We start from the raw sequence: 19,934 nt of genomic DNA, 5'->3' as shown, positions 1-19,934 counted from the left end.
CTGCGTGGGGCGCATTACGCCCTCACGCAGGTTGTTTTTCAGCGGGCTTGCGCCAGCACTTTGCAGAGTTTCCCGGTTGCGCCGAGCATCTGAAAACTCGGACGCTCCAGACCTTTATCCGGCACCTGCCAAAGTTGTTGCTGCGCCACCGCAGTCAGGCTCGGCCAGTCTTTCCAGCCTTCCAGTTCTGCGCCGCTGCCAGCCAGAATCACCTCAGGATTGCGCGCAATAACCGACTCGATGCTGACCTGCGGCGCCGGTTGCGGCAGATCTGCAAACACATTCACCGCGCCGCAAACACGTAAGGCATCGCTGATAATCTGCTGGCCGCCGAGCGTATACAGCGGTTTGTCCCAGACCTGATAAAACACCCGCAACGGTTGCTCGCGCCGGTATTGCTGCTGTAGAGCCTGCATGCCAGCGTTAAACCGCTGGCGCAGTTGCCGCCCTTGTTCGGGGCGGCCGATACGCGTGCCTATCTCGGCAAACTGGTCGGCCAGCGTGGCCAGCTTATGCGGCTCAGCCACCAGCAGCTCGATGCCGAAGTTTTCCAGTTGTTTGCGCTGCCCGGCACTGATGCTGTCGGGCCAAAGCAGAATCAAATCAGGCTTGAGCTGGAGCAGGGTTTCCAGCTCAAGCTGGCCGTAACGGCCAACCGATGGCAGCCCTGCCAGCGCCGCCGGGCGCTCACCACCATCGAGCACACCGACCAGCTGTTTGGCAGCGCCGAGCTCGATAACAATTTCACTGAGCGAAGGCGCCAGGCTCACAATGCGCTCGGCGGCAAAGGCCGGCGCGCTCAGCAACAGCGTCAGCAATAGCCAGACGCAGCGCTGCATTAGCCGAGCTGACGCGGAATGCGATAGAGGTACAACAGCACCACGCTGGCGAGCGCCAGAAGAATCTGCGGGATGGCTTCAAGCCCGGCGAATACCGCAACGGCAGCAATCCAGGCCGGCAAACCGGCAGCGAGAAACGCCAAGCGCCGCGACTTGGCCAGAGCCAGCCAGGCTTGCGGTTCGGCGTCGGTATCGAGGGCTTTCTGGGTGGCGATCAGTTGATGCTTGAAACGCCGAAACAACGGCAAGCTGACAAACATCGACAGCAGCCCGGCAATGAACAATGGCATTGCCAGAGCGCTCGGCTGACGTGAGCCGGCCAGCAGCCAGTCGATGATAATCAGCGGTGCCAGCGTCAAGCCGAGCTGCCACCACCAGATGAAACCGAGACCGCGCTTGATTTGCTCGCGGGTCACAGTTTTTCCTCAACCTCAGCCTGATGCAGGCTGCCGAGCATGTGCCCAAGCTTGCCGGCTTTGGTCGCCAGGTATTTTTTGTTGTGCGGGTTGTGGGTGATTTGCAGCGGTACGCGCTGCGCCACTACCACGCCCATGTCGGTCATAGCTTTGACCTTGCGCGGATTGTTGGTCATCAGCTTGAGCGACTCGATGCCCAGATGCTTGAGCATTGGCCGGCAGATTTCGTAATCACGCTGATCGGCGCCAAAACCCAAACGCTCATTGGCTTCGACGGTGTCGGCACCGCCATCTTGCAGCTCATAAGCACGGATTTTATTGAGCAGGCCAATACCACGGCCTTCCTGACGCAAGTACAGCAAAACGCCACGGCCTTCTTTGGCAATGGCGCTTAGCGCAGCTTCTAACTGAAAACCACAATCGCAGCGCAGGCTGAACAGTGCGTCCCCAGTCAGGCATTCGGAATGCAGGCGACCCAGCACTGGCTCACCATCGGCAACATCACCAAAGGTCAGCGCGACGTGTTCCTTGCCGGTGGCTTTTTCAAGAAAGCCATGCATGGTGAACTCGCCAAACGGCGTGGGTAACTTGGAGGCGGCGACGAAGACGACGGGCACCGGATACTCCTGATCATATAAAGGAGAAAGAAAAGGGTTAACTCAGCCTGCCATTGTAACAGCAGGCCATGCTGGCGGGTCAGTCTGAATTTTTGATCATAACCATCAAGCCACCCGTATCAGACCGGCGTAATGAGGTGCGCAGGCCTTAATGTTTGGCCTCAAGCACCAGCACATCCTGCTCGACCCGCCAACCCACGCGGCTGAGAAAGCTCATGCCCAGCAGCGCTTCGGCAGGCGAAGAACCTTCCAGCACCACCGCTTCGACACCCAGCACTTCGATGGTGCCGACCTTAACGCTGTTGAGCGTCACCTTCCAACCGCGCACGTTGCCACTTGCGGTGCTGATCTGCAGTGGCCGCCCTTCAACGCGATAGTCGATTCCCAGACGCCGGGCCTGCGCATCATTGAGGGCGATCGAAGTGGCGCCGGTATCAACCAGAAAAGGCATCGACTGGCCGTTAACCGAACCGGAGATCCAGTAATGCCCACCGAGGCCTTTGGCCACGCTTAACTGCTGCTTCTCAGGCGCGACAAAACCATTGCTGTATTCGCGGCTGAGGCCGTAGTCACGCTCGACGCCGTCCACGCGCAACACTGCGCCTTTGCTGTCGGCCTTGAGAACCACAACGCCGCCGGGACCAGTCTGGCCGACCTTGACCATTTTGCGCTGGCCATTGACGTTGATGACTGCCGCACCAGGAAACAATCCGACCACTTGCACCTGCGTGGCCGCATTGGCCCAGCAAGAGCTGATCAGAAGGAATGCTGCGCCAATCAGTTTCACACGCTGCATACCCGCCTCGCTGTGGGATTAATCAAATGGATAAGGCCAGTCCCAGCGTTTGAATATGGATTGCAAGGTGCCATTTTTTCGCAATTCATCAATACGCTGGTCGTAAAACTCAGCCAACGCCCTGCCCCGCGGGCTGTCGGTGAAGCCCGGATAGTTGGGCAGTTTTTGCAGACAAGTCATCGTGTACTTTTCTGGATGATCGGTATCTGACAACACTTGCTCAATTTCAGGCTGAGCATCAAGAAATGCATCGGCGTGGTTATAGTCGAGCATCCCCAGAATACCGCCACGCTTCAGAATTTCCCGGTAGTGCTGCACATTTGGCAGATAACGGTCGTATTTGTAGTCACGCATCCAGACCAGACGGAAATTGCCCAAGGTCTCCAGGGTTGGCGCGACTCTGCCCGCCAGCGTCAAGGCGCAAATCTGGTCTTGGTCGTAGTGGTTTTTCGGGTAGATCACACCTTGTACGACCTCATTGCGGTAAGCGCCCATCCAGGCGTCGGCTTCACCACGCTGCACCAGCCCGACCGAGCGGGTATAAGGCACAATGCTGAATTTGACTTCGCCTGCGAGCGGCTTGAACACTTCACGCATGATGTCCCAGGCCAACCCGCTGCCATCAGCATTGGTGTAGTCGAGCCACTCCTCGCTCACCAGCCGCACATCACCCTTGATCGGCTCTTGGGCCTGCGCCACGCAAGCGACGGAAAATGCCAGCACGCACACCAGCAACCTGACAAACATCATTCTAGAACCCCAGTGCCGCAGCCAAGCCATTTGCCCAACCCCACACCACCAACTGCATTGCCAGCCAGGCAAATACACCGGCCAGAACGTCGTCGAGCATGATGCCGACGCCGCCATGCACATGGCGGTCGATCCAGCGGATAGGCCAGGGTTTGAGAATGTCGAAGAAGCGGAACATCAAAAAGCCCACCAGCAGCCAGCCCCAGCCTTCCGGCACCAGCCAGAGGGTGATCCACATGCCGACCATTTCATCCCAGACGATGCCTTCGTGGTCATGCACGCGCAGGTCGGTTGCCACTTTGCCGCACAGCCAGAAGCCGAACAGCATGGTCACACCCAGCATCAGCCAGTAGCCCCAGTCGGGCAGCATTTGCCACAGCGGAATGAAAGGCAGCGCGACCAGCGAACCCCAAGTTCCAGGCGCCTTGGGCAGCGTGCCCGAGCCAAAGCCGAAGGCAAGAAAATGCCATGGATTACGCCATACCGAAGGCGGCACTGCTAGCGGTTCAGTCACCAGTACTCCCAAAATGTTGATAACCCTGAGCGGGCAGCGCCACTTGTGCGCCATGTTTATCGAGTAATTGTACGCCTTGGCCACTGACAACACGGCCGATCACATGCACCGAATGGCCAGCCTCACGCAACGCCGGCAAATGCTGCTCGGCCATAGTGAATGCCAGAACATAGTCATCGCCACCGCTCAGGGCGCAGCGTAACGCACCAGCCTCACCCGACAGTTGCAACAACGCAGTGGACAACGGCAGCCGCTGTTGCTCGATAAGCAGCGACACACCGGACGCTTTGGCGATGTGTCCGCAATCGGCCAGCAAGCCATCGGAGATATCCAAGGCGGCACTCGCCTTGCCGCGCAGCGCCTGGCCTAAGGCCAGTTGTGGCTGCGGCGACCAATAATGCTCCAGCAATGGCTGGCTTACCGCAGGTTCGGCCTGTTGTTGCTCAAGCACCAGCGCCAGAGCGCCAGCGGCATTGCCGAGGTTGCCGCCCACGCAGAGTAAATCCCCCGCCTGCGCGCCACTGCGCAGCAATGCCTGACCACTCGGGACACGCCCAAACACGGTCAGCGTCAGGCTCAACGGGCCGCGCGTGGTGTCACCGCCAATCAAACTGAGCGCACATTGCGCAGCCATTTTGTCGAGGCCACGGGCAAAGGCTTGCAGCCATTCGGGCTGAGCATCAGGGAGGGTCAGTGCGAGGGTGAAACCAATAGGCGTCGCGCCCATTGCAGCAAGATCGCTGGCCGAGACAGCCAATGCGCGCTGGCCCAGAAGATAGGGGTCGGCAGCGTGCGGAAAGTGCACACCGACCACCAGCGTATCGGTGGATACCGCCAATTGCTCGCCCGCGGGGAGCTGCAATAAAGCGCAATCATCGCCGATACCCAGTGCCACACCTTCGCCGCCACGCGCACAAGCGGCGGCAGCAAAGTAGTGATGAATCAGCTCAAACTCACCCACGACATCCCTCACACAAGCAGCAAACTGCGCGGCGAACGAGGGCGGGCAACACTGTAATCAGGCTTGAGGGCTGTGTAATCATCTGCATTTCACGCCTGACTTCAGTGAACCGGGCCAGCACCGAAATGCTGGCCAGGAATTCAACGCTTGTGTGCGCGCACTTCATCTGCGCGAACACGTGGGGCCAACTTGTCGAGCACACCGTTGACGAACTTGTGTCCGTCGGTGGCGCCAAACACCTTGGCCAACTCGATGCCTTCGTTGATCACGACACGGTATGGAATATCCACACGGTTGCGCAATTCATACGTCGACAGACGCAGAATCGACAGCTCAACCGGATCGATTTCATCCAGCGGGCGATCCAGCAGCGGCTCGAACAGCGCATCGATTTCAGCTTTCTCACGGGGTACGCCATGCAGAATCTCATGGAAGTACGAACCGTCGACGGTCGCGAAATCGTTGTCTACGCGAAACTGTGCTTCGATCTCATGCAGCGGTTGCCCGGCAATATGCCAGGAGTACAGAGCCTGCATGGCCAAGGTACGCGCTTCACGACGCGCCAAAGTTTTTGGGCTAGGGCCCTTCGGCTTTGGCTTCTGGCTGTTATCGTTCTGGCTCACTTGGCCTCCAACTGCGCCAGCAGGCTTACCATCTCAAGAGCAGAAAGCGCAGCTTCTGCACCTTTGTTACCGGCCTTGGTGCCGGAACGCTCGATCGCTTGTTCGATAGAGTCTACAGTCAGCACGCCGAAGGCAACCGGTACGCCGAACTCCATGGAAACCTGAGCCAGGCCTTTGGTGCACTCGCCTGCAACGTATTCAAAGTGCGGAGTACCGCCACGAATCACCGCGCCGAGGGCGATGATTGCGTCGAAATCGCCACGCTGAGCAACTTTCTGGGCAACCAGTGGAATTTCGAAGGCGCCTGGTGCGCGAATGATGGTGATGTCGCTTTCGCTCACACCGTGGCGAACCAGAGCATCAATGGCGCCACTTACCAGGCTTTCAACCACAAAGCTGTTAAAGCGGCCAACAACCAGAGCAAATTTACCCTTGGGTGCGATGAAAGTCCCTTCGATGGTCTTCAGTGTCATAGCGAGTCTCGTCAATTAAAGAGCCAGGCCGCCATTGGCGGCCTTTGGATAGTCAAATATCTGATTAATACTAGATGGTTTTCAGCCGGCATTTATTCAGAGGGCAGGTATTCTACAACTTCCAGGTCGAACCCGGATATCGCATTGAACTTCATTGGTGAGCTCATCAGGCGCATTTTGCGCACGCCGAGGTCACGCAGAATCTGCGAACCGGCACCTACAGTGCTGTAAGTACCGGCTGTCGGAGCTTTGTGCTCGTTGCCCAGTTGGCGTTCAAGGTGGGCCAACAGGTCCGGACCGGTCAGCGGATTGCCCAGCAACAGCACCACGCCGCTGCCTGCCTTGGCCACTTCAGCCATGGCCGCACGCAAACTCCAGCGACCTTCCTGCTTGACCATGAACAGATCACGCAACGGGTCCATGTTGTGCACGCGCACCAGCGTCGGCTCGTCAGCGCAGATTTTGCCGAGCGTGAGCGCCATGTGCACATCGCCTTCGACCGAATCACGGTAGGTCACCAGATTGAACTGGCCTAACTCACTGTCAATCTGCTGTTCGCTGATACGCTCGACAGTGCGCTCGTGGATCATGCGGTAGTGAATCAGGTCGGCGATGGTGCCGATCTTGATGCCGTGCTGCGCAGCGAACTCTTCAAGCTCAGGACGACGCGACATGGTGCCGTCATCGTTCATGATTTCGCAGATAACCCCGCTCGGCTCAAAACCACCCATCCGCGCCAGATCACAGGCGGCTTCGGTGTGGCCGGCACGCGCCAGAACACCACCGGGCTGCGCCATCAACGGGAAGATATGGCCGGGGCTGACAATGTCTTCAGCTTTGGCGTTTCTTGCGGCTGCGGCTTGCACAGTGCGCGCGCGGTCAGCGGCGGAGATACCGGTGGTCACGCCTTCTGCGGCTTCGATGGAAACGGTGAATTTGGTGCCAAAACCGGAACCGTTACGCGGCGCCATCAATGGCAGCTTGAGCAGTTCGCAGCGCTCGCGGCTCATCGGCATGCAGATCAGGCCACGGGCAAAGCGCGCCATGAAGTTGATGTGCTCGGCGGTCACGCACTCGGAGGCGATAATCAGATCGCCTTCGTTCTCGCGGTCTTCGTCATCCATGAGGATGACCATCTTGCCCTGGCGGATGTCTTCAACAAGTTCTTCGATGCTATTGAGAGCCATGGGCCCTCCTTATAAAAAGTGGGCGGCAGGTTACAGGTAGCCGTTCTCGGCCAGGAAACCCTGAGTAATTCCGGAAGCAGTTGGCTCTGCTGCACGGTCACCGAGCAGCAAACGCTCGAGGTAACGGGCAAGCAAGTCGACTTCAAGATTGACCTTACGGCCCGGGCGATAGTCGACCATGATGGTTTCCGCCAGCGTGTGCGGAACAATGGTCAGCTCGAACTCGGCGCCATCCACGGCATTCACCGTGAGGCTGGTGCCATCGACCGTAATCGAACCCTTGTGGGCAATATATTTGGCCAACTCTTTCGGCGCGCGAATACGAAATTGCACGGCGCGGGCATTGTCTTCACGCGAGACAACCTCGCCAACACCATCAACGTGGCCGCTGACCAGATGACCGCCAAGACGGCTGGTCGGAGTCAGGGCTTTTTCGAGATTGACCGCACTGCCGCTCTTAAGATCGACGAAGCCGGTGCGCGCCAGGGTTTCACGGCTCACGTCGGCCCAGAAACCATCACCCGGCAATTCGACTGCCGTCAGGCAAACACCGTTTACCGCGATGCTGTCGCCGAGTTTGACGTCGCCCAGATCAAGCTTGCCGGTTTCGACATAAACCCGCACATCGCCGCCTTTTGGGGTGAGCGCGCGAATGCGCCCAACTGACTCAATTATGCCGGTGAACATGCGGCCTCCCGTCGTTTAAGCGCAGCGCTTCGATCACACACAGCACTAGGCTGACAGCGGGAACTGCGCAGCTGGCGTGAGCAATAAACATATGACATTTACAGACTCCTGTTTATAAAAAACAGGGCACGTTTGATCGATAGGGATCTTTCAGGCACGCCGCAACGCGCCTTGGCAGATTATCCCGCTCTCTCTTTATCCGGACTTTAACCGTCGGCTCCGGAATCTCACCGGCTCTGCTGACCTTGCCGCACAGTCTGCAACAGACCGGCAAGCGCTCGCGGGCTAGACGCTTTGCGCGCCATTACCGCCGGTGGGGAATTACACCCCGCCCTGAGAACGTACGGTCGCTTCTGCAACCGTGGCAGGCTTTTTACCATATTTGGGCCGCGCACGCACCGCCGAGTGTGGGCCACTCAACGGTTGCAGTGCCTGCACTTACTCGGCAGCAGGGGCGATTTGAGGGCGCGCGATGATGCGCCAGTCGTCACCGACAGCACGCATGTCGATAATTTCCAGCGCCTGCGCCTCGGCCATGCGCGCCAGCGGCAGGTCCAGTAAAGGCCGGGCGCCGGAGCCCAGGAACTTGGGCGCCATGAATATCTGGTACTCATCGACCAACCCCTGCCGGGCAAACGCCCCGGCGAGTTTTGGACCGGCTTCTACCAACACTTCATTGGCGCCGCGAGACGCCAGCTCCAGCAACAGCTTGCGTAAATCGACATGCCCGCTGCTGCCCGGAACGGCCAACAACTCGTGGCCTTCGGATAAATAATTGTCGCGCGCCGAGGCCGCCGCACAGGTTGCCACCAGCGCCGGCCCGGCTTGAAAAAACGCTGCAGTCAGCGGCACGCGCAAACGTCCATCAACCAGCACGCGCAAGGGCGGACGCCGCTCAGCCAGTGCAGACAACTCGCCATTGAGGCCCAATTCATCTGGGCGAACGGTAAGCCGCGCATCATCGGCCAGCACCGTATCGGCGCCTGTAAGAACAACGCTGGCCTGGGCCCGCAAGCGTTGCACCGCAGAACGTGCATGCGGGCCGGTAATCCATTTGCTCTCGCCGCTGGCCATTGCCGTCCGGCCATCCAGACTCATCGCCATTTTGACCCGCACCAACGGCAAGCCATGCTCCATGCGTTTGATAAACCCCTCATTCAGCGCCCGGGCTTCGGCTTCGAGCATGCCGCTCTGCACACTGATGCCTGCATTCATCAAGCGCAGCAGCCCGCTACCGGAGACTGCCGGGTTAGGGTCTTGCATGGCCGCGACCACACGGCTGACACCCGCCCCAATCAGCGCATCGGCACACGGCGGCGTGCGGCCATGATGACTGCACGGCTCGAGCGTGACGTAAGCTGTAGCCCCGCGCGCCAACTCGCCAGCCTGGCGCAGTGCATAAACCTCGGCATGGGGTTCGCCGGCGCGCGCATGCCAGCCTTCGCCGACAATCTTGTTGTCGCGCAAAATCACGCAGCCAACACGCGGGTTGGGATGAGTCGAATACAGGCCTTTACGGGCCAGCTCCAATGCGCGAGCCATAAAGGCCTGATCAGTGTGCATGTTCAATCCTTTGAGGGTTCGCGAGACAGCCGTTCAATCTCTTCACGAAATTCGTTCAAATCCTGAAAGCGGCGATAGACCGAGGCGAAACGGATATAGGCGACTTCATCAAGCTTTTGCAGCTCGGTCATCACCAACTCGCCCAGCACCAGCGACTTGATCTCGCGCTCGCCGGTGGCCCGCAGCTTATGTTTGATATGGGCAATTGCCGCCTCGACACGTTCTATACTGACGGGACGTTTTTCCAGTGCACGCAGCATGCCGGCGCGCAGCTTTTCTTCATCGAATGGCTGGCGGCTGCCGTCCTGCTTGATCAGCCGTGGCATGACCAATTCGGCCGTCTCGAAGGTGGTAAAACGCTCACCACAGGCCAGGCACTCACGCCGACGACGAACTTGCTCGCCTTCGGCAACCAAACGTGAATCAATGACCTTTGTGTCGTTGGCGCCGCAGAATGGACAGTGCATAGCGAGCATCAGCCTAAAACGTAAAACGCCATGTTAGCGCATCCGCCGGGCAAGACAAGCCGACTGCTTTGCGGTATACAGGCGCGATTGGATTCAAACACCTGCTGGGTTCACAGATAGGGAATTTCATGAATATTCGACTGCTCTTATTGCTCACCATCACCGGACTCCTCAGCGCGTGCAGCAGCGCGCCAACCGCCCCGCCCGCTCAGCCCGAAGCGGTGCTGGCCGAGCCGACGCCTGCTGGCCAGAATGAAATCAGCGGAAATCTGCTTGGCGTTCCAGAGGGCGCCGTCGCCGAAGTTGCCCTGCTGACCATCGGTTCGAACGGCCTGCCCTTCACCACGCTGGGCAACATTCAACTGCAAGGCACGGGCGAGGCACTGCCGTTTCGCGTGCTGTTCAATCCGCAAGCCTTCGCCAAGGGTATTCGCGTTGAGTTACGCGGCCGCGCCAATCAATCCGGCAAGCTGATCCTGCACATGCCCAAGCGCGTTATCGACTCGCCCCAAAGCCAATCGGTTGGCGATCTGCGCATGGTCCCCGCGCCATGAGCCCACCCGGCCACTTGCAAGCGGCATTGAGCGAGCTGCTGGGTGATGCACAGTTAGTCGACGCGCAACTGCCGGGCACTGAGCTGAAGTTATGGCTGATCAACCCCGAGAATATGCAGCGCGCGTTCAGCCCTGAGGAAACCATGCGTATCCTCAACGAGCCAACCTACTGGTGTTTCTGCTGGGCAAGCGGCCTGGTGCTGGCCCGCTGGCTGGCCGAGAATCCGCACTGGGTGGCGGGCAAGCGCGTGCTTGATTTCGGTGCAGGCTCAGGCGTAGCGGCGATTGCCGCCGCCAAGGCTGGCGCACTCGAAGTGGTGGCCTGCGACCTTGATCCGCTGGCGATCGCAGCCTGTAAAGCCAATGCCGAACTCAATAATGTGACGCTGGGCTACTCGGATGACTTTTTCAGCGAGGCGGATCGCTTCGACCTGATCATCGTCGCCGATGTGCTCTACGACCGGACCAATCTGCCGCTACTCGACGAATTCCTCAGCCGCGGCAAACAGGCGCTGGTTGCCGACTCGCGGGTGCGCAACTTCGAACATCCGCTGTACACCCGCCTCGGCGTGATGGAAGCCTGTACCTGGCCCGATCTGGCAGAACCTGCCGAGTTTCGCCACGTCAGCCTGTATCATGCAGAGCGCTGAGTTCACCCTTGATTTAAGCGCCATCCGCCCGCATTTATAAACCTGTAAACGCCTCTATTTTGACCCGCGAGAGCCGACCATGAGCGACACCCCTTATATTTTTGATATCTCCGGCGCTGCCCAGTTTGATCAACTGGTCATCGAGAACTCGTTCCACAAGCCGGTTCTGGTCGACTTCTGGGCGGATTGGTGCGCGCCCTGCAAAGCACTGATGCCAACGCTGGCGCAAATTACCGAGGGTTATCAGGGCGAACTGCTGCTGGCCAAGGTCGATTGCGATGCCGAGCAGGATATCGTCGCCCGCTTTGGCATCCGCAGCCTGCCAACCGTGGTGCTGTTCAAGGACGGCCAACCGATAGATGGCTTTAGCGGCGCCAAGCCGGAGTCTGAAATTCGCGCCATGCTCCAGCCTCACGTCAACGAGCCCGCCGCGCCGCAAGTCGACCTGCTGAAAAGCGCGCAAGCGCTGTTTGCCGACGGCCATATCAGCGAAGCCGAAGCGCAGTTGAAGCAACTGCTCGCCGAGGACAACAGCAACGCACTGGGGCTGATTCTGTATGCCCGCTGCATGGCTGAGCGTGGTGAGCTGGCAGAAGCCGAAACCGTCCTGAATGCCGTGCAGGGTGATGAACACAAGCAAGCACTGGCGGGTGCGCGGGCGCAACTGACGTTCCTCCGTCAGGCGGCTGAAATGCCGGATATCGCTGCCCTGAAAACCCGTATTGCGCAGAACAGCGAAGATGACGAGGCGGTGCATCAACTGGCCGTCCAACAACTCGCCCGCCAACAATACGAGCCGGCACTTGATGCGGTGTTGCGCCTGTTTGTGCGCAACCGTGGCTACGCTGACGGCATCGCCCACAAGACCTTGCTGCAGGTGTTCGAGCTGCTGGGCAATGATCACCCGTTGGTGACGTTGTACCGGCGCAAACTGTATCAAGCGATTTACTGATGTAATTTTTATCGCCCCACCGGCTCTGTAGAGACAACACCGCCGCAGAATCCCTCTCGGATCTGCGGCGTTTTTATAGCTCTCTAAAGGTTGCAGGGACGTATGTCGAACAAACTTTCAAAAATCGGTTTTTACCTCGCGCTGTACGGCACGGTTTTCATCATCGCCTGGATTGGTGCGTTCAAGTACCACCCCGACGAAGCTCAGGCTATCAGCGGCCTGATTCAAAACTCACCACTGCTGTCCTGGCTTTACGCGGTGGGCAGCGTGCAAGGCGTGTCATCCATGATTGGTACCGGCGAGCTGATCATTGCCGCGTTGCTGGCCCTGTATCCGCTCAGTAAAAAAGCCTCGCTGCTGGGTGCCCTGCTGGCTATCGGTTTATTCCTGACAACCCTGACATTCCTGTTCAGCACGCCCGGTGTTTTACATACCGAGGGGCTTTTCCCTTCGCTGCTGGGCTCGTTCCTGATCAAGGATGCCGTGCTGTTGGGCGTTTGCCTGTGGGTTGCCGGCGAGTCGTGGGACGCCATCAAGCAGCAATAACTTGAGATTTTGTATGCGTGAGGCGGCGCAATGCGGCCTCACGCCTCTCCCAGCCAGTGATAAACCGGCGCATCCTCACCATTCTCAACCCGCACCAGCGGACTGTGGCGCATGCGCACCAGCAGGCGCTTACCGGCTAGCTCGCTGCCGACCAGTGCCGACAATTGCCCCAGCAATTGCGGACCATCGATTTGCCCGGCATTGCGCAGCAGCGTCAGGCTTGTGCTCCACAAGTCATCGGTAGCCGGCGCTGATGCCGCAACCGGAGGTGTGGGCGCAACATCCTGCGCTGCGGCCTCCGCCCGCCCCGCCAGTTGAGCCCACTCATGCGGCTCCATTTCGACCGTCAAATCCACCGGCCATTCGCCGATCTTGCCGCGTATGCGCACCATCGCTACCTCCACCGTAATGCTTGAATGCTCCCACGCAGAGAGGGTGAGCGACAACTGCTGATAGCAATTGCTGTTATATTTCGTTATAACGTAACAATCATCACACGACACATGGACTCGATATGCGCCGCTTACTCCTTGCTGCCCCCTTCGTTCTGCTGCCATTGTTGGCTACCGCTCAAGAGCATGATCACACTGACCACGACAGCCTCCCCGCGCATGAGCATGGCTCGGCGCAGCTAAACGCGGCGCTCGACGAACACACTCTGGAACTTGAACTCAACAGCCCGGCGATGAACCTATTGGGCTTCGAGCACGCGGCAAACTCTGCCGAAGATAAAGCCGTTGTTGCCGAAGTGGCACGCGCGCTGGCCGATCCGGTAACCTTGTTTGGTTTGCAAAACGGTAACTGCAGCGTCATCGAGCAAGACATTGACGGGCCTATGTTTGGCGGCCATGAAGAGCACGCGGAGCATGCACACAGCGCCGACGACAGCGACCATAAGCATGAACATGAACATGAACATGAACACAGCGATATTCACGCGCAGTACAGCTTCGACTGCAAACAACCCGAGGCCCTTGGCCAGCTGGATCTTGGCGGGCTGTTCAAGCGTTTCTCGGGCATGCACAAGATTCAACTGCAGATGATCGGCCCGGCGGGCCAGAAAGGTGCACAATTGGACCCGGCTAACGCGACTGCCAACTTTTAAGCACACCAAGCGAAGATCGGTCGGGGCAACTCGACCGACATGAACATGACCTCGACGTTGATTAGTTTGACCGACTTGGGCTTTGCCTGGCCCGGCCAGAATGAGCTGTTGGACATTCCGAGCCTGACCCTGCAACGCGGTGAGCGGCTGTTTCTCAGTGGCCCCAGCGGCAGCGGCAAAACCACCTTGCTGGGTTTGCTTGGCGGCGTACAGAAAGCCAGCCGTGGCACCGTCATGCTGCTCAACCAGGATCTCGGCGCCATGAGCGCCAGCGCACGGGATCGCTTTCGGGTGGATCACACCGGCTACATCTTCCAGCAGTTCAACCTGCTGCCTTTTTTGTCGGTGCGCGAAAACGTCGAATTGCCCTGCCACTTCTCGAAACTACGCAGCAGCCGCGCACGCTTTCGTCATGGCAGCGTTGCCAAAGCCGCGACTGAACTGCTCGGCCATTTGGGCCTGGCAGATCGCAATTTGCTGGAACGCCGCGCCGACACGCTGTCGATTGGTCAGCAACAACGTGTGGCAGCCGCTCGCGCCCTGATCGGCCAGCCGGCGCTGGTGATTGCGGACGAGCCGACCTCGGCACTGGATGCCGACTCGCGTGAACGCTTTCTGGAGTTACTGTTCGCCGAGTGCGCCACGGCCGAATCCAGCCTGTTGTTTGTCAGCCACGACCACAGTCTGGCCAAACATTTCGACCGCACTGAATCGCTGGCATCGCTCAATCGCGTCAAGCGTGAGATGGAGAATTAAGCGTGTACCTATTTCGTCTGGCGCTGGCCAGTCTGGCCAACCGCCGCTTCACCGCCTTGCTCACGGTATTCACCATTGCTCTGTCTGTTTGCCTGTTACTGGCGGTCGAGCGCGTGCGTACCGAGGCGCGCACCAGCTTTGCCAATACCATCAGCGGCACCGACCTGATCGTGGGCGCACGTTCAGGCTCGATCAACCTGCTGCTCTACTCGGTTTTTCGCATCGGCAACGCCACCAACAATATCCGCTGGGACAGCTACGAAACCATCGCCAAGCACCCGCAAGTGAAGTGGGCAATTCCAATTTCACTGGGCGACTCGCATCGCGGCTATCGCGTAATGGGTACGTCCACCGACTATTTCAGCCACTACCGCTACGGGCGCAAGCAAGCACTCGAACTGGCTCAGGGCCGCGCATTCGCCGATGATCCGTTCGAAGTCGTACTGGGCGCCGAGGTGGCCGAGGCGCTGCATTACAAGCTCAAGGACGAACTGGTCCTCGCGCACGGCATAGCCACCATCAGCCTGGTTAAACATGCCGACAAACCCTTTCACGTCGTCGGCATTCTCAAGCGCACTGGCACCCCGGTAGACCGCACCCTGCATATTTCCCTGAGCGGCATGGAAGCGCTGCACGTCGACTGGAAAAACGGCATGCCAGCGCGTAAGGGTCAGGGCGTCAGCGCAGAACAAGTGCGCGCAATGGATCTGCAACCGCAGGCGATTACGGCCATGTTGCTGGGCCTGAAAAGCAGAATCGCAACCTTTGCCCTGCAACGCGAAATCAACGAATACCGCGGCGAACCGTTGCTGGCGATTTTGCCGGGCGTGGCCTTGCAGGAACTCTGGAGCCTGATGAGTACGGCAGAGAAGGCACTATTTGTGGTGTCGCTGTTTGTCGTGCTGACCGGTTTGATCGGCATGCTCACCGCCATCCTGACCAGCCTCAATGAACGCCGCCGCGAGATGGCCATTCTGCGCTCAGTCGGCGCCCGCCCGATCCACGTCGCAGGGTTGCTGATACTTGAGGCATTCAGCCTGGCGCTGGCCGGCGTGGCGCTCGGCCTCGGCTTGCTTTACGTCGGCATCGCGCTGGCGCAAGGCTATGTGCAAGCCAATTACGGTTTGTACCTGCCGCTGAGCCTGCCGTCGCACTATGACTGGAGCCTGCTCGGCGCTATTCTCTGTGCTGCGTTGCTGATGGGCTGTATCCCGGCGTGGCGCGCATACCGTCAATCTCTGGCGGATGGCTTGTCCATTCACCTTTAACCGTTACGAGCGCATCCGATGCCACGCTTTATCACCGCCCTACTCCTGGCCAGCAGCTTGCTGGCGGCATCTGCCGCCAGCGCCAATCCGGTTCGCGAATTGATCTGGGACGACCTGATCCCGCCAGACGCGCCACCGGTAGCTGCGCAAATGGCGCCAATGCATGATCTCTCGCAACTCGCCAATGTGCTCAACGAGTCTGGCCCGGCAGCCAGTCAGCCGGCGCTTAATGCCCCCGTGGTCAAAGCGCTCGACGGTGAGAACATCCGCCTGCCCGGCTACATCGTGCCGCTGGATACCGACGATAACGGCGACGTTACCAGTTTTTTGCTCGTGCCCTATTTCGGCGCCTGCATCCACGTACCGCCACCACCGCCCAACCAGATCGTAATGGTCCGCAGCCAGAAGCCCGTGAAAATGGAGTCGCTGTATCAGCCGTTCTGGATTGAGGGTAAAGTTAAAGTTGAAAGCGCCAGCAGCGAAATAGCCGACGCCGGCTACCAATTACAGGCCAGCAAAATCTACCCCTACGAATTACCGGACAGCTAAAGCCGTACAACCGGAGGATGGATAGCGGAGCTTCGCGACGCAATCCGTCAGGCGATTTATACATCGACGCATAAACCCACCCACGGCAAATAACCGGCGCGCCGAACGCACAAAAAACCGGAATGGGTACATCCCAAAGATCGTCATGACGGTTTACCCTGCGGGTTAACCATCCTCCATCGAGATGGTCACCGCGGCATTAGACTCCCGCCACAAACCGGAGGATGGATAGCGGAGCTTCGCGACGCAATCCGTCAGGCGATTCATGCACCAACGCATAAACCAATCCTCGGCAATCGACCGGCGCACAGACCGCACAAAAATCGGGAACAGGTACATCCTGAAGATCGCCATGACGGTTTACCCTGCGGGTTAACCATCCTCCGTCGAGATGCCGGCGGAATACGATTCACCCCACAAACCGGAGGATGGATAGCGGAGGTCCGCGACGCAATCCGTCAGGCGATTCATGCACCAACGCATAAACCAATCCTCGGCAATCGACCGGCGCACAGACCGCACAAAAATCGGGAACCGGTAAACCCCGCAGATCGCCATGACGGTTTACCCTGCGGGTTAACCATCCTCCGTCGAGATGCCGGTGCAATACGATTCACCCCACAAACCGGAGGATGGATAGCGGAGCTTCGCGACGCAATCCGTCAGGCGACTCATGCACCAACGCATAATCCAATCCACACCAATTGACCGGGGCACCGACCGCACAAAAAACCGGAATCGGTACATCCCGAAGCCCGCCATGACGGTTTACCCTGCGGGTTAACCATCCTCCGTCGAGGTGCCGGTGGAATACGATTCACACCACAAACCGGAGGATGGATAGCGGAGCTTGGCGACGCAATCCGTCAGGCGATTTATGCACCAACGCATAAACCACCCACCCCGCATGCGCGGCTTAACGGTTGCTGAGCAGGTTTGAGTCTTCGGCGAAGCTCAGTTCGCTTTCAGCCCAGCGTCGCCAGTCATTGACGGTTTTACGGTTGGCGCCGCCCGCTTCGGCCTTTTTCAGTGCCGCGAGGCCGGCCTTCCAATGCGCCTGCTCCATTTGCAGTTGCGCGACCTTCAGCCAGTGCTGGCCGCTGCCGCTGTTTTTGGCCAGTTGCTGGAATACCTGCACGGCCTTTTGGCGATCACGCGCTTGCCACCAGAGGCTGCCCAAACGCTCTTCGCGGGCACTGCTGCGCTGCAGATAACCTTGTTCAAGCATGCCTTGCAGCAAGGTTGCGCCCTGCCATGGCTGGTCCGCTGCACTGGCCATGAGCACCAGATTATCCAACTCGCTGGCTTTGAACCGCAGCCCTTTGCGGTAAGCCGCACGCAAGGTCGCCAGGGCGCGCTCAGGTTTGCCGCTAATTTGCTCGAGCGCTGCCAATTGCCGCCATTGCTGCACATCATTGACGTGACGTTTGAGCAACTGACGCTGCCAGTTTTCGGCAGCTGGATAGCGCTTTAACTGCGCATTCATGGAAACCAGAAACTGCAGCCAGCTGTCCGCAGCCTTTGGATTGGCTTTGACGTAGCGCTCGGCTAAAGGCAGCGCTTTGGCTGGTTGCCCTGCGCCCTGATAAGCCTGCACCAGCATTTGCAGCTGCTCTTCATTGGCCTTGGCCTGAAGCGGTGCCAGCAAGCTGATGACTTGCTTATAGCGCTTTTCGACCAGATTCAGCCGTGCCAGATTGATGGTCTCGGTGGCACTTTGTTCAGCGTCTAAGTGTTTGCTCTTGAGCGCTTTATCAAGCAACTCGATGGCTTGCGCGTTGTTGCCCTCGGCCCAGGCCAGATAACCCCGGCTGCGCCATAGCAAGGCTTGCTCAAGCGTATCAGGCGCTGCTTTGGCGCCATCCAGTGCGCGCCTGGCGGCGGAGTAATTACCCTGCTGCTGAGCCGCTTGCGCCGTATTCAGCGCCTTCAACACAGAGGGATCAACTGATTGCGCAGCCTGTGTCGCTGACGCCCAAACCAAAGCAGTCAAAAACAGTAAACGATACATATCAGCCTTTCCCCTCTAAACGAAAGTACAAGGTTTTTACCGCCTCACGGGACACTGCCAAACCGCTCTCCGTGCGCGGCGCAAAACGCCAGCGCACGGCGGCGCGACGCGCTTCACGTTCAAATACGTTGGCAGGCTCAGCCTCCAGCACCCGCACATTTTCGACCTTGCCGGCGCGGGTGATGGTAAAGGCCAATTTGACGTGCCCCTGAATTCCACGCTGCAAGGCATAACGCGGATACTCCGGACGCACATCATTGAGCGGCATCACTTCGCTTTCCGGCCCACCCGCAGCAGCGCCGGAATCAGCCGGCGCAGCAGGTGCAGGTGCAGCCGCTGGCGCTACCGCAGCGGCGCTCAGACCGGTCAGGCTTGGTGCGGGGGCAACACTGACGCTGACGCCAGCACTCAGGCTCGGCATCGGCATATCCAGCGCCGGCAAGCTTGCGCTTGGCGTGGCCGCGACCGGCGTTGGCGGAGTCGGCGGCTGAGGTGTTTGTGGCTGCGGCGGTTGCGGCGCTTGCTGGCGGGTACGCGACTCGGGGCTGCTGGTGTCGGTGTCCATGCGCACGAAGTTGGCGACCGACACCGGCTCATCCGAAGGCTGGCTGTGTGGCGGCGCGACCATGTAAAGCATCAAGCCGAACAGACCCAGCGCGACCAGACACGCGGCGGCTAATGATCCGAGTAAACGCATCAAAGCGCTCCCGAACTGGCCGCCAGCGCTACGTCTTGCACACCGGCCAGACGCGCCTGATCCATCACCTGCACCACCAGACCGGTACGTGCATCCTGATCAGCCTGCACCACCACCGAACCTTCCGGCTGGTCGACCCGCATGCGCTCAATGTGCGCACGCACGCTGCGTACATCCACCACCTTTTTATCCATCCACACCTGCCCGTCGGCAGTCACCGCGATCAGGATATTGCCCTTGTCCTGCGGATTGGCCGTTTCGGCTTGTGGACGCTGCACTTCGACACCCGACTCCTTGATAAAGGAGCTGGTGACGATGAAGAAAATCAGCATGATGAAAACCACATCGAGCATCGGTGTGAGGTCGATGCCGGTGTCTTCGTCTTGCTGATGGTGACGACGCATTCTCATGATGATCTATCTCAGTCGTGACGCAGCTGGTCAGCCAGCCGCTCAATTGCCTGACGGGCGTCACGTTCAAGACGCGCCAGGCTGAACAATCCACTAATCGCCAACACCATGCCGGCCATCGTCGGCAGTGTTGCCTGCCAGACGCCCGCCGCCATGCCTCGCGGATTACCGCTGCCGTTAATGGCCAGCACATCGAACACCGCAACCATGCCGCTCACTGTGCCCAGCAAGCCGAGCAGCGGGTACATGGCCACCAGCGTTTTGCTCAGGCGCAGCGGGCCCATCAGTTGCTCGCGAGCCTGCGCAAGCCAGGCGCTGCGTACCGAGCGCTGCCAGTTTTCTGCGCTTTCCTGCTGCATCGCTTGCCACGCATGCAAGCGCTCAGTGGCCCATTGCGGGAAAACCCGGCGAATAAACCACAGGCGCTCGAAAGCCAGCGTCCAGAACAGCACGCACAACCCCGCTAACGCCCACATCACAACGCCGCCCGCCTGCATGAAATCGAGCAAGGCGTAGCCGCTGTCGGTCAGACGCAGCCACAGG

Annotated in this window: 26 protein-coding genes and 1 riboswitch; of the genes, 8 read left to right on the top strand and 18 right to left on the bottom strand. The window is 59.2% G+C overall.

From position 1 onward, the window contains the following. Positions 1 to 38: 38 nt before the first annotated feature. From PMYSY11_RS03700 to nrdR, 13 genes are all read right to left on the bottom strand, one after another. Positions 39 to 839: a cobalamin-binding protein gene (locus PMYSY11_RS03700; protein ID WP_150548341.1), complete on the bottom strand. Its 801-nt coding sequence runs from the start codon at positions 837 to 839 to the stop codon at positions 39 to 41. Beyond that, positions 839 to 1,255 (bottom strand): MFS transporter, encoded by a 417-nt coding sequence (locus tag PMYSY11_RS03695; protein ID WP_150548340.1) that lies wholly within the window; start codon positions 1,253 to 1,255, stop codon positions 839 to 841. Before PMYSY11_RS03695 ends, PMYSY11_RS03700 begins: the two co-directional genes overlap by 1 nt. Then, positions 1,252 to 1,872, bottom strand: a complete 621-nt coding sequence (gene ribA, locus PMYSY11_RS03690; protein WP_069902002.1) for a GTP cyclohydrolase II — start codon at positions 1,870 to 1,872, stop codon at positions 1,252 to 1,254. The genes PMYSY11_RS03695 and ribA overlap by 4 nt, the downstream gene beginning before the upstream one ends. A 148-nt stretch (positions 1,873 to 2,020) precedes the next feature. Further along, positions 2,021 to 2,668, bottom strand: a complete 648-nt coding sequence (locus tag PMYSY11_RS03685) for a retropepsin-like aspartic protease family protein (RefSeq protein WP_150548339.1) — start codon at positions 2,666 to 2,668, stop codon at positions 2,021 to 2,023. Between the two features lie 18 nt (positions 2,669 to 2,686). Further along, positions 2,687 to 3,418: a substrate-binding periplasmic protein gene (locus tag PMYSY11_RS03680; protein ID WP_239655532.1), complete on the bottom strand. Its 732-nt coding sequence runs from the start codon at positions 3,416 to 3,418 to the stop codon at positions 2,687 to 2,689. 1 nt (position 3,419) lies between these two features. Further along, entirely contained in the window at positions 3,420 to 3,932 is a 513-nt protein-coding gene (locus tag PMYSY11_RS03675) for a phosphatidylglycerophosphatase A family protein (RefSeq protein ID WP_069902000.1), read from the bottom strand. Continuing rightward, the gene (thiL, locus tag PMYSY11_RS03670) at positions 3,925 to 4,893 is read right to left on the bottom strand and encodes a thiamine-phosphate kinase (protein WP_150548337.1); all 969 of its coding nucleotides are present in this window, start codon (positions 4,891 to 4,893) and stop codon (positions 3,925 to 3,927) included. The genes PMYSY11_RS03675 and thiL overlap by 8 nt, the downstream gene beginning before the upstream one ends. Positions 4,894 to 5,033: 140 nt before the next feature. Continuing rightward, complete coding sequence (nusB, locus tag PMYSY11_RS03665; protein WP_069901998.1) at positions 5,034 to 5,516, bottom strand: transcription antitermination factor NusB; 483 nt, start codon at positions 5,514 to 5,516, stop codon at positions 5,034 to 5,036. Next, on the bottom strand, positions 5,513 to 5,989 hold the full coding sequence (gene ribH / locus PMYSY11_RS03660; protein WP_069901997.1) for a 6,7-dimethyl-8-ribityllumazine synthase: 477 nt from the start codon (positions 5,987 to 5,989) through the stop codon (positions 5,513 to 5,515). Before ribH ends, nusB begins: the two co-directional genes overlap by 4 nt. Positions 5,990 to 6,081: 92 nt before the next feature. Beyond that, complete coding sequence (ribBA, locus tag PMYSY11_RS03655) at positions 6,082 to 7,176, bottom strand: bifunctional 3,4-dihydroxy-2-butanone-4-phosphate synthase/GTP cyclohydrolase II (RefSeq protein WP_069901996.1); 1,095 nt, start codon at positions 7,174 to 7,176, stop codon at positions 6,082 to 6,084. A gap of 30 nt (positions 7,177 to 7,206) precedes the next feature. Beyond that, positions 7,207 to 7,863 carry a riboflavin synthase gene (locus tag PMYSY11_RS03650; protein WP_069901995.1) on the bottom strand — a complete coding sequence of 219 codons (657 nt, stop codon included), beginning with the start codon at positions 7,861 to 7,863 and terminating at the stop codon, positions 7,207 to 7,209. A gap of 182 nt (positions 7,864 to 8,045) precedes the next feature. Further along, positions 8,046 to 8,208, bottom strand: a riboswitch (FMN riboswitch). A gap of 93 nt (positions 8,209 to 8,301) precedes the next feature. Then, on the bottom strand, positions 8,302 to 9,426 hold the full coding sequence (gene ribD, locus PMYSY11_RS03645) for a bifunctional diaminohydroxyphosphoribosylaminopyrimidine deaminase/5-amino-6-(5-phosphoribosylamino)uracil reductase RibD (RefSeq protein ID WP_150548336.1): 1,125 nt from the start codon (positions 9,424 to 9,426) through the stop codon (positions 8,302 to 8,304). A 2-nt stretch (positions 9,427 to 9,428) separates the two neighbouring features. Continuing rightward, positions 9,429 to 9,893: a transcriptional regulator NrdR gene (nrdR, locus tag PMYSY11_RS03640; protein ID WP_069901993.1), complete on the bottom strand. Its 465-nt coding sequence runs from the start codon at positions 9,891 to 9,893 to the stop codon at positions 9,429 to 9,431. Between the two features lie 128 nt (positions 9,894 to 10,021). Here nrdR and PMYSY11_RS03635 point away from each other — a divergent pair, with 128 nt between their 5' ends. The 4 genes from PMYSY11_RS03635 (at position 10,022) to PMYSY11_RS03620 (ending at position 12,595) form a co-directional block, all read left to right on the top strand. Beyond that, positions 10,022 to 10,447, top strand: coding sequence for a hypothetical protein (locus PMYSY11_RS03635; protein WP_150548335.1), 426 nt, complete (start codon positions 10,022 to 10,024; stop codon positions 10,445 to 10,447). Beyond that, a complete protein-coding gene (locus PMYSY11_RS03630) occupies positions 10,444 to 11,097 on the top strand; it encodes a class I SAM-dependent methyltransferase (protein ID WP_150548334.1) in 654 nt (217 codons plus the stop codon). Before PMYSY11_RS03635 ends, PMYSY11_RS03630 begins: the two co-directional genes overlap by 4 nt. 79 nt (positions 11,098 to 11,176) lie before the next feature. Next, positions 11,177 to 12,049 (top strand): thioredoxin, encoded by an 873-nt coding sequence (gene trxA, locus PMYSY11_RS03625; protein WP_150548333.1) that lies wholly within the window; start codon positions 11,177 to 11,179, stop codon positions 12,047 to 12,049. A 102-nt stretch (positions 12,050 to 12,151) separates the two neighbouring features. Beyond that, the gene (locus PMYSY11_RS03620) at positions 12,152 to 12,595 is read left to right on the top strand and encodes a DUF417 family protein (RefSeq protein ID WP_090515038.1); all 444 of its coding nucleotides are present in this window, start codon (positions 12,152 to 12,154) and stop codon (positions 12,593 to 12,595) included. Positions 12,596 to 12,633: 38 nt separating this feature from the next. Here PMYSY11_RS03620 and PMYSY11_RS03615 read toward each other — a convergent pair whose 3' ends face one another. Next, positions 12,634 to 12,987 (bottom strand): hypothetical protein, encoded by a 354-nt coding sequence (locus tag PMYSY11_RS03615; protein WP_150548332.1) that lies wholly within the window; start codon positions 12,985 to 12,987, stop codon positions 12,634 to 12,636. 122 nt (positions 12,988 to 13,109) lie between these two features. Here PMYSY11_RS03615 and PMYSY11_RS03610 point away from each other — a divergent pair, with 122 nt between their 5' ends. Genes PMYSY11_RS03610 through PMYSY11_RS03595 form a run of 4 tightly spaced genes read left to right on the top strand, consistent with a single transcriptional unit; the run spans position 13,110 to position 16,273 of the window. Beyond that, complete coding sequence (locus PMYSY11_RS03610) at positions 13,110 to 13,700, top strand: DUF2796 domain-containing protein (protein WP_150548331.1); 591 nt, start codon at positions 13,110 to 13,112, stop codon at positions 13,698 to 13,700. A gap of 45 nt (positions 13,701 to 13,745) precedes the next feature. Next, the gene (locus PMYSY11_RS03605) at positions 13,746 to 14,456 is read left to right on the top strand and encodes an ABC transporter ATP-binding protein (protein WP_150548330.1); all 711 of its coding nucleotides are present in this window, start codon (positions 13,746 to 13,748) and stop codon (positions 14,454 to 14,456) included. 2 nt (positions 14,457 to 14,458) lie between these two features. After that, complete coding sequence (locus PMYSY11_RS03600; protein ID WP_090515045.1) at positions 14,459 to 15,724, top strand: ABC transporter permease; 1,266 nt, start codon at positions 14,459 to 14,461, stop codon at positions 15,722 to 15,724. Positions 15,725 to 15,742: 18 nt separating this feature from the next. Next, entirely contained in the window at positions 15,743 to 16,273 is a 531-nt protein-coding gene (locus tag PMYSY11_RS03595; RefSeq protein WP_150548329.1) for a DUF3299 domain-containing protein, read from the top strand. Positions 16,274 to 17,189: 916 nt separating this feature from the next. Here PMYSY11_RS03595 and PMYSY11_RS03590 read toward each other — a convergent pair. The 4 genes from PMYSY11_RS03590 to PMYSY11_RS03575 are packed head-to-tail and all read right to left on the bottom strand — an operon-like array spanning position 17,190 to position 19,888. After that, the gene (locus PMYSY11_RS03590) at positions 17,190 to 18,284 is read right to left on the bottom strand and encodes a tetratricopeptide repeat protein (protein WP_150548328.1); all 1,095 of its coding nucleotides are present in this window, start codon (positions 18,282 to 18,284) and stop codon (positions 17,190 to 17,192) included. 1 nt (position 18,285) lies between these two features. Next, positions 18,286 to 18,981, bottom strand: coding sequence for an energy transducer TonB (locus PMYSY11_RS03585; RefSeq protein WP_069901982.1), 696 nt, complete (start codon positions 18,979 to 18,981; stop codon positions 18,286 to 18,288). Continuing rightward, a complete protein-coding gene (locus PMYSY11_RS03580; RefSeq protein WP_069901981.1) occupies positions 18,981 to 19,391 on the bottom strand; it encodes an ExbD/TolR family protein in 411 nt (136 codons plus the stop codon). The genes PMYSY11_RS03585 and PMYSY11_RS03580 overlap by 1 nt, the downstream gene beginning before the upstream one ends. A gap of 11 nt (positions 19,392 to 19,402) precedes the next feature. After that, positions 19,403 to 19,888 carry a MotA/TolQ/ExbB proton channel family protein gene (locus tag PMYSY11_RS03575; RefSeq protein WP_178115848.1) on the bottom strand — a complete coding sequence of 162 codons (486 nt, stop codon included), beginning with the start codon at positions 19,886 to 19,888 and terminating at the stop codon, positions 19,403 to 19,405. Between the last annotated feature and the right edge of the window lie 46 nt (positions 19,889 to 19,934).

This window comes from Pseudomonas marincola (genome assembly GCF_900682675.2).
GTDB classification, from domain to species: Bacteria; Pseudomonadota; Gammaproteobacteria; order Pseudomonadales; family Pseudomonadaceae; genus Aquipseudomonas; species Aquipseudomonas marincola.
The sequence above is the reverse complement of the archived record's forward strand: the minus strand, read 5'-3'. Positions and strand labels throughout refer to the sequence as shown.

Bases quoted from the DNA above. Each gene is read 5' to 3' on its own strand.
- PMYSY11_RS03610 (WP_150548331.1), top strand. From the start codon at position 13,110: ATGCGCCGCTTACTCCTTGCTGCCCCCTTCGTTCTGCTGCCATTGTTG.
- nrdR (WP_069901993.1), bottom strand. From the start codon at position 9,893: ATGCACTGTCCATTCTGCGGCGCCAACGACACAAAGGTCATTGATTCA.
- trxA (WP_150548333.1), top strand. From the start codon at position 11,177: ATGAGCGACACCCCTTATATTTTTGATATCTCCGGCGCTGCCCAGTTT.
- PMYSY11_RS03630 (WP_150548334.1), top strand. From the start codon at position 10,444: ATGAGCCCACCCGGCCACTTGCAAGCGGCATTGAGCGAGCTGCTGGGT.
- PMYSY11_RS03620 (WP_090515038.1), top strand. From the start codon at position 12,152: ATGTCGAACAAACTTTCAAAAATCGGTTTTTACCTCGCGCTGTACGGC.
- ribD (WP_150548336.1), bottom strand. From the start codon at position 9,426: ATGCACACTGATCAGGCCTTTATGGCTCGCGCATTGGAGCTGGCCCGT.
- PMYSY11_RS03590 (WP_150548328.1), bottom strand. From the start codon at position 18,284: ATGTATCGTTTACTGTTTTTGACTGCTTTGGTTTGGGCGTCAGCGACA.
- PMYSY11_RS03580 (WP_069901981.1), bottom strand. From the start codon at position 19,391: ATGAGAATGCGTCGTCACCATCAGCAAGACGAAGACACCGGCATCGAC.
- PMYSY11_RS03575 (WP_178115848.1), bottom strand. From the start codon at position 19,888: ATGCAGGCGGGCGGCGTTGTGATGTGGGCGTTAGCGGGGTTGTGCGTG.
- PMYSY11_RS03685 (WP_150548339.1), bottom strand. From the start codon at position 2,668: ATGCAGCGTGTGAAACTGATTGGCGCAGCATTCCTTCTGATCAGCTCT.
- ribH (WP_069901997.1), bottom strand. From the start codon at position 5,989: ATGACACTGAAGACCATCGAAGGGACTTTCATCGCACCCAAGGGTAAA.
- PMYSY11_RS03585 (WP_069901982.1), bottom strand. From the start codon at position 18,981: ATGCGTTTACTCGGATCATTAGCCGCCGCGTGTCTGGTCGCGCTGGGT.
- PMYSY11_RS03700 (WP_150548341.1), bottom strand. From the start codon at position 839: ATGCAGCGCTGCGTCTGGCTATTGCTGACGCTGTTGCTGAGCGCGCCG.
- PMYSY11_RS03595 (WP_150548329.1), top strand. From the start codon at position 15,743: ATGCCACGCTTTATCACCGCCCTACTCCTGGCCAGCAGCTTGCTGGCG.
- PMYSY11_RS03650 (WP_069901995.1), bottom strand. From the start codon at position 7,863: ATGTTCACCGGCATAATTGAGTCAGTTGGGCGCATTCGCGCGCTCACC.
- PMYSY11_RS03680 (WP_239655532.1), bottom strand. From the start codon at position 3,418: ATGATGTTTGTCAGGTTGCTGGTGTGCGTGCTGGCATTTTCCGTCGCT.
- ribBA (WP_069901996.1), bottom strand. From the start codon at position 7,176: ATGGCTCTCAATAGCATCGAAGAACTTGTTGAAGACATCCGCCAGGGC.
- PMYSY11_RS03635 (WP_150548335.1), top strand. From the start codon at position 10,022: ATGAATATTCGACTGCTCTTATTGCTCACCATCACCGGACTCCTCAGC.
- PMYSY11_RS03615 (WP_150548332.1), bottom strand. From the start codon at position 12,987: ATGGTGCGCATACGCGGCAAGATCGGCGAATGGCCGGTGGATTTGACG.
- PMYSY11_RS03605 (WP_150548330.1), top strand. From the start codon at position 13,746: ATGACCTCGACGTTGATTAGTTTGACCGACTTGGGCTTTGCCTGGCCC.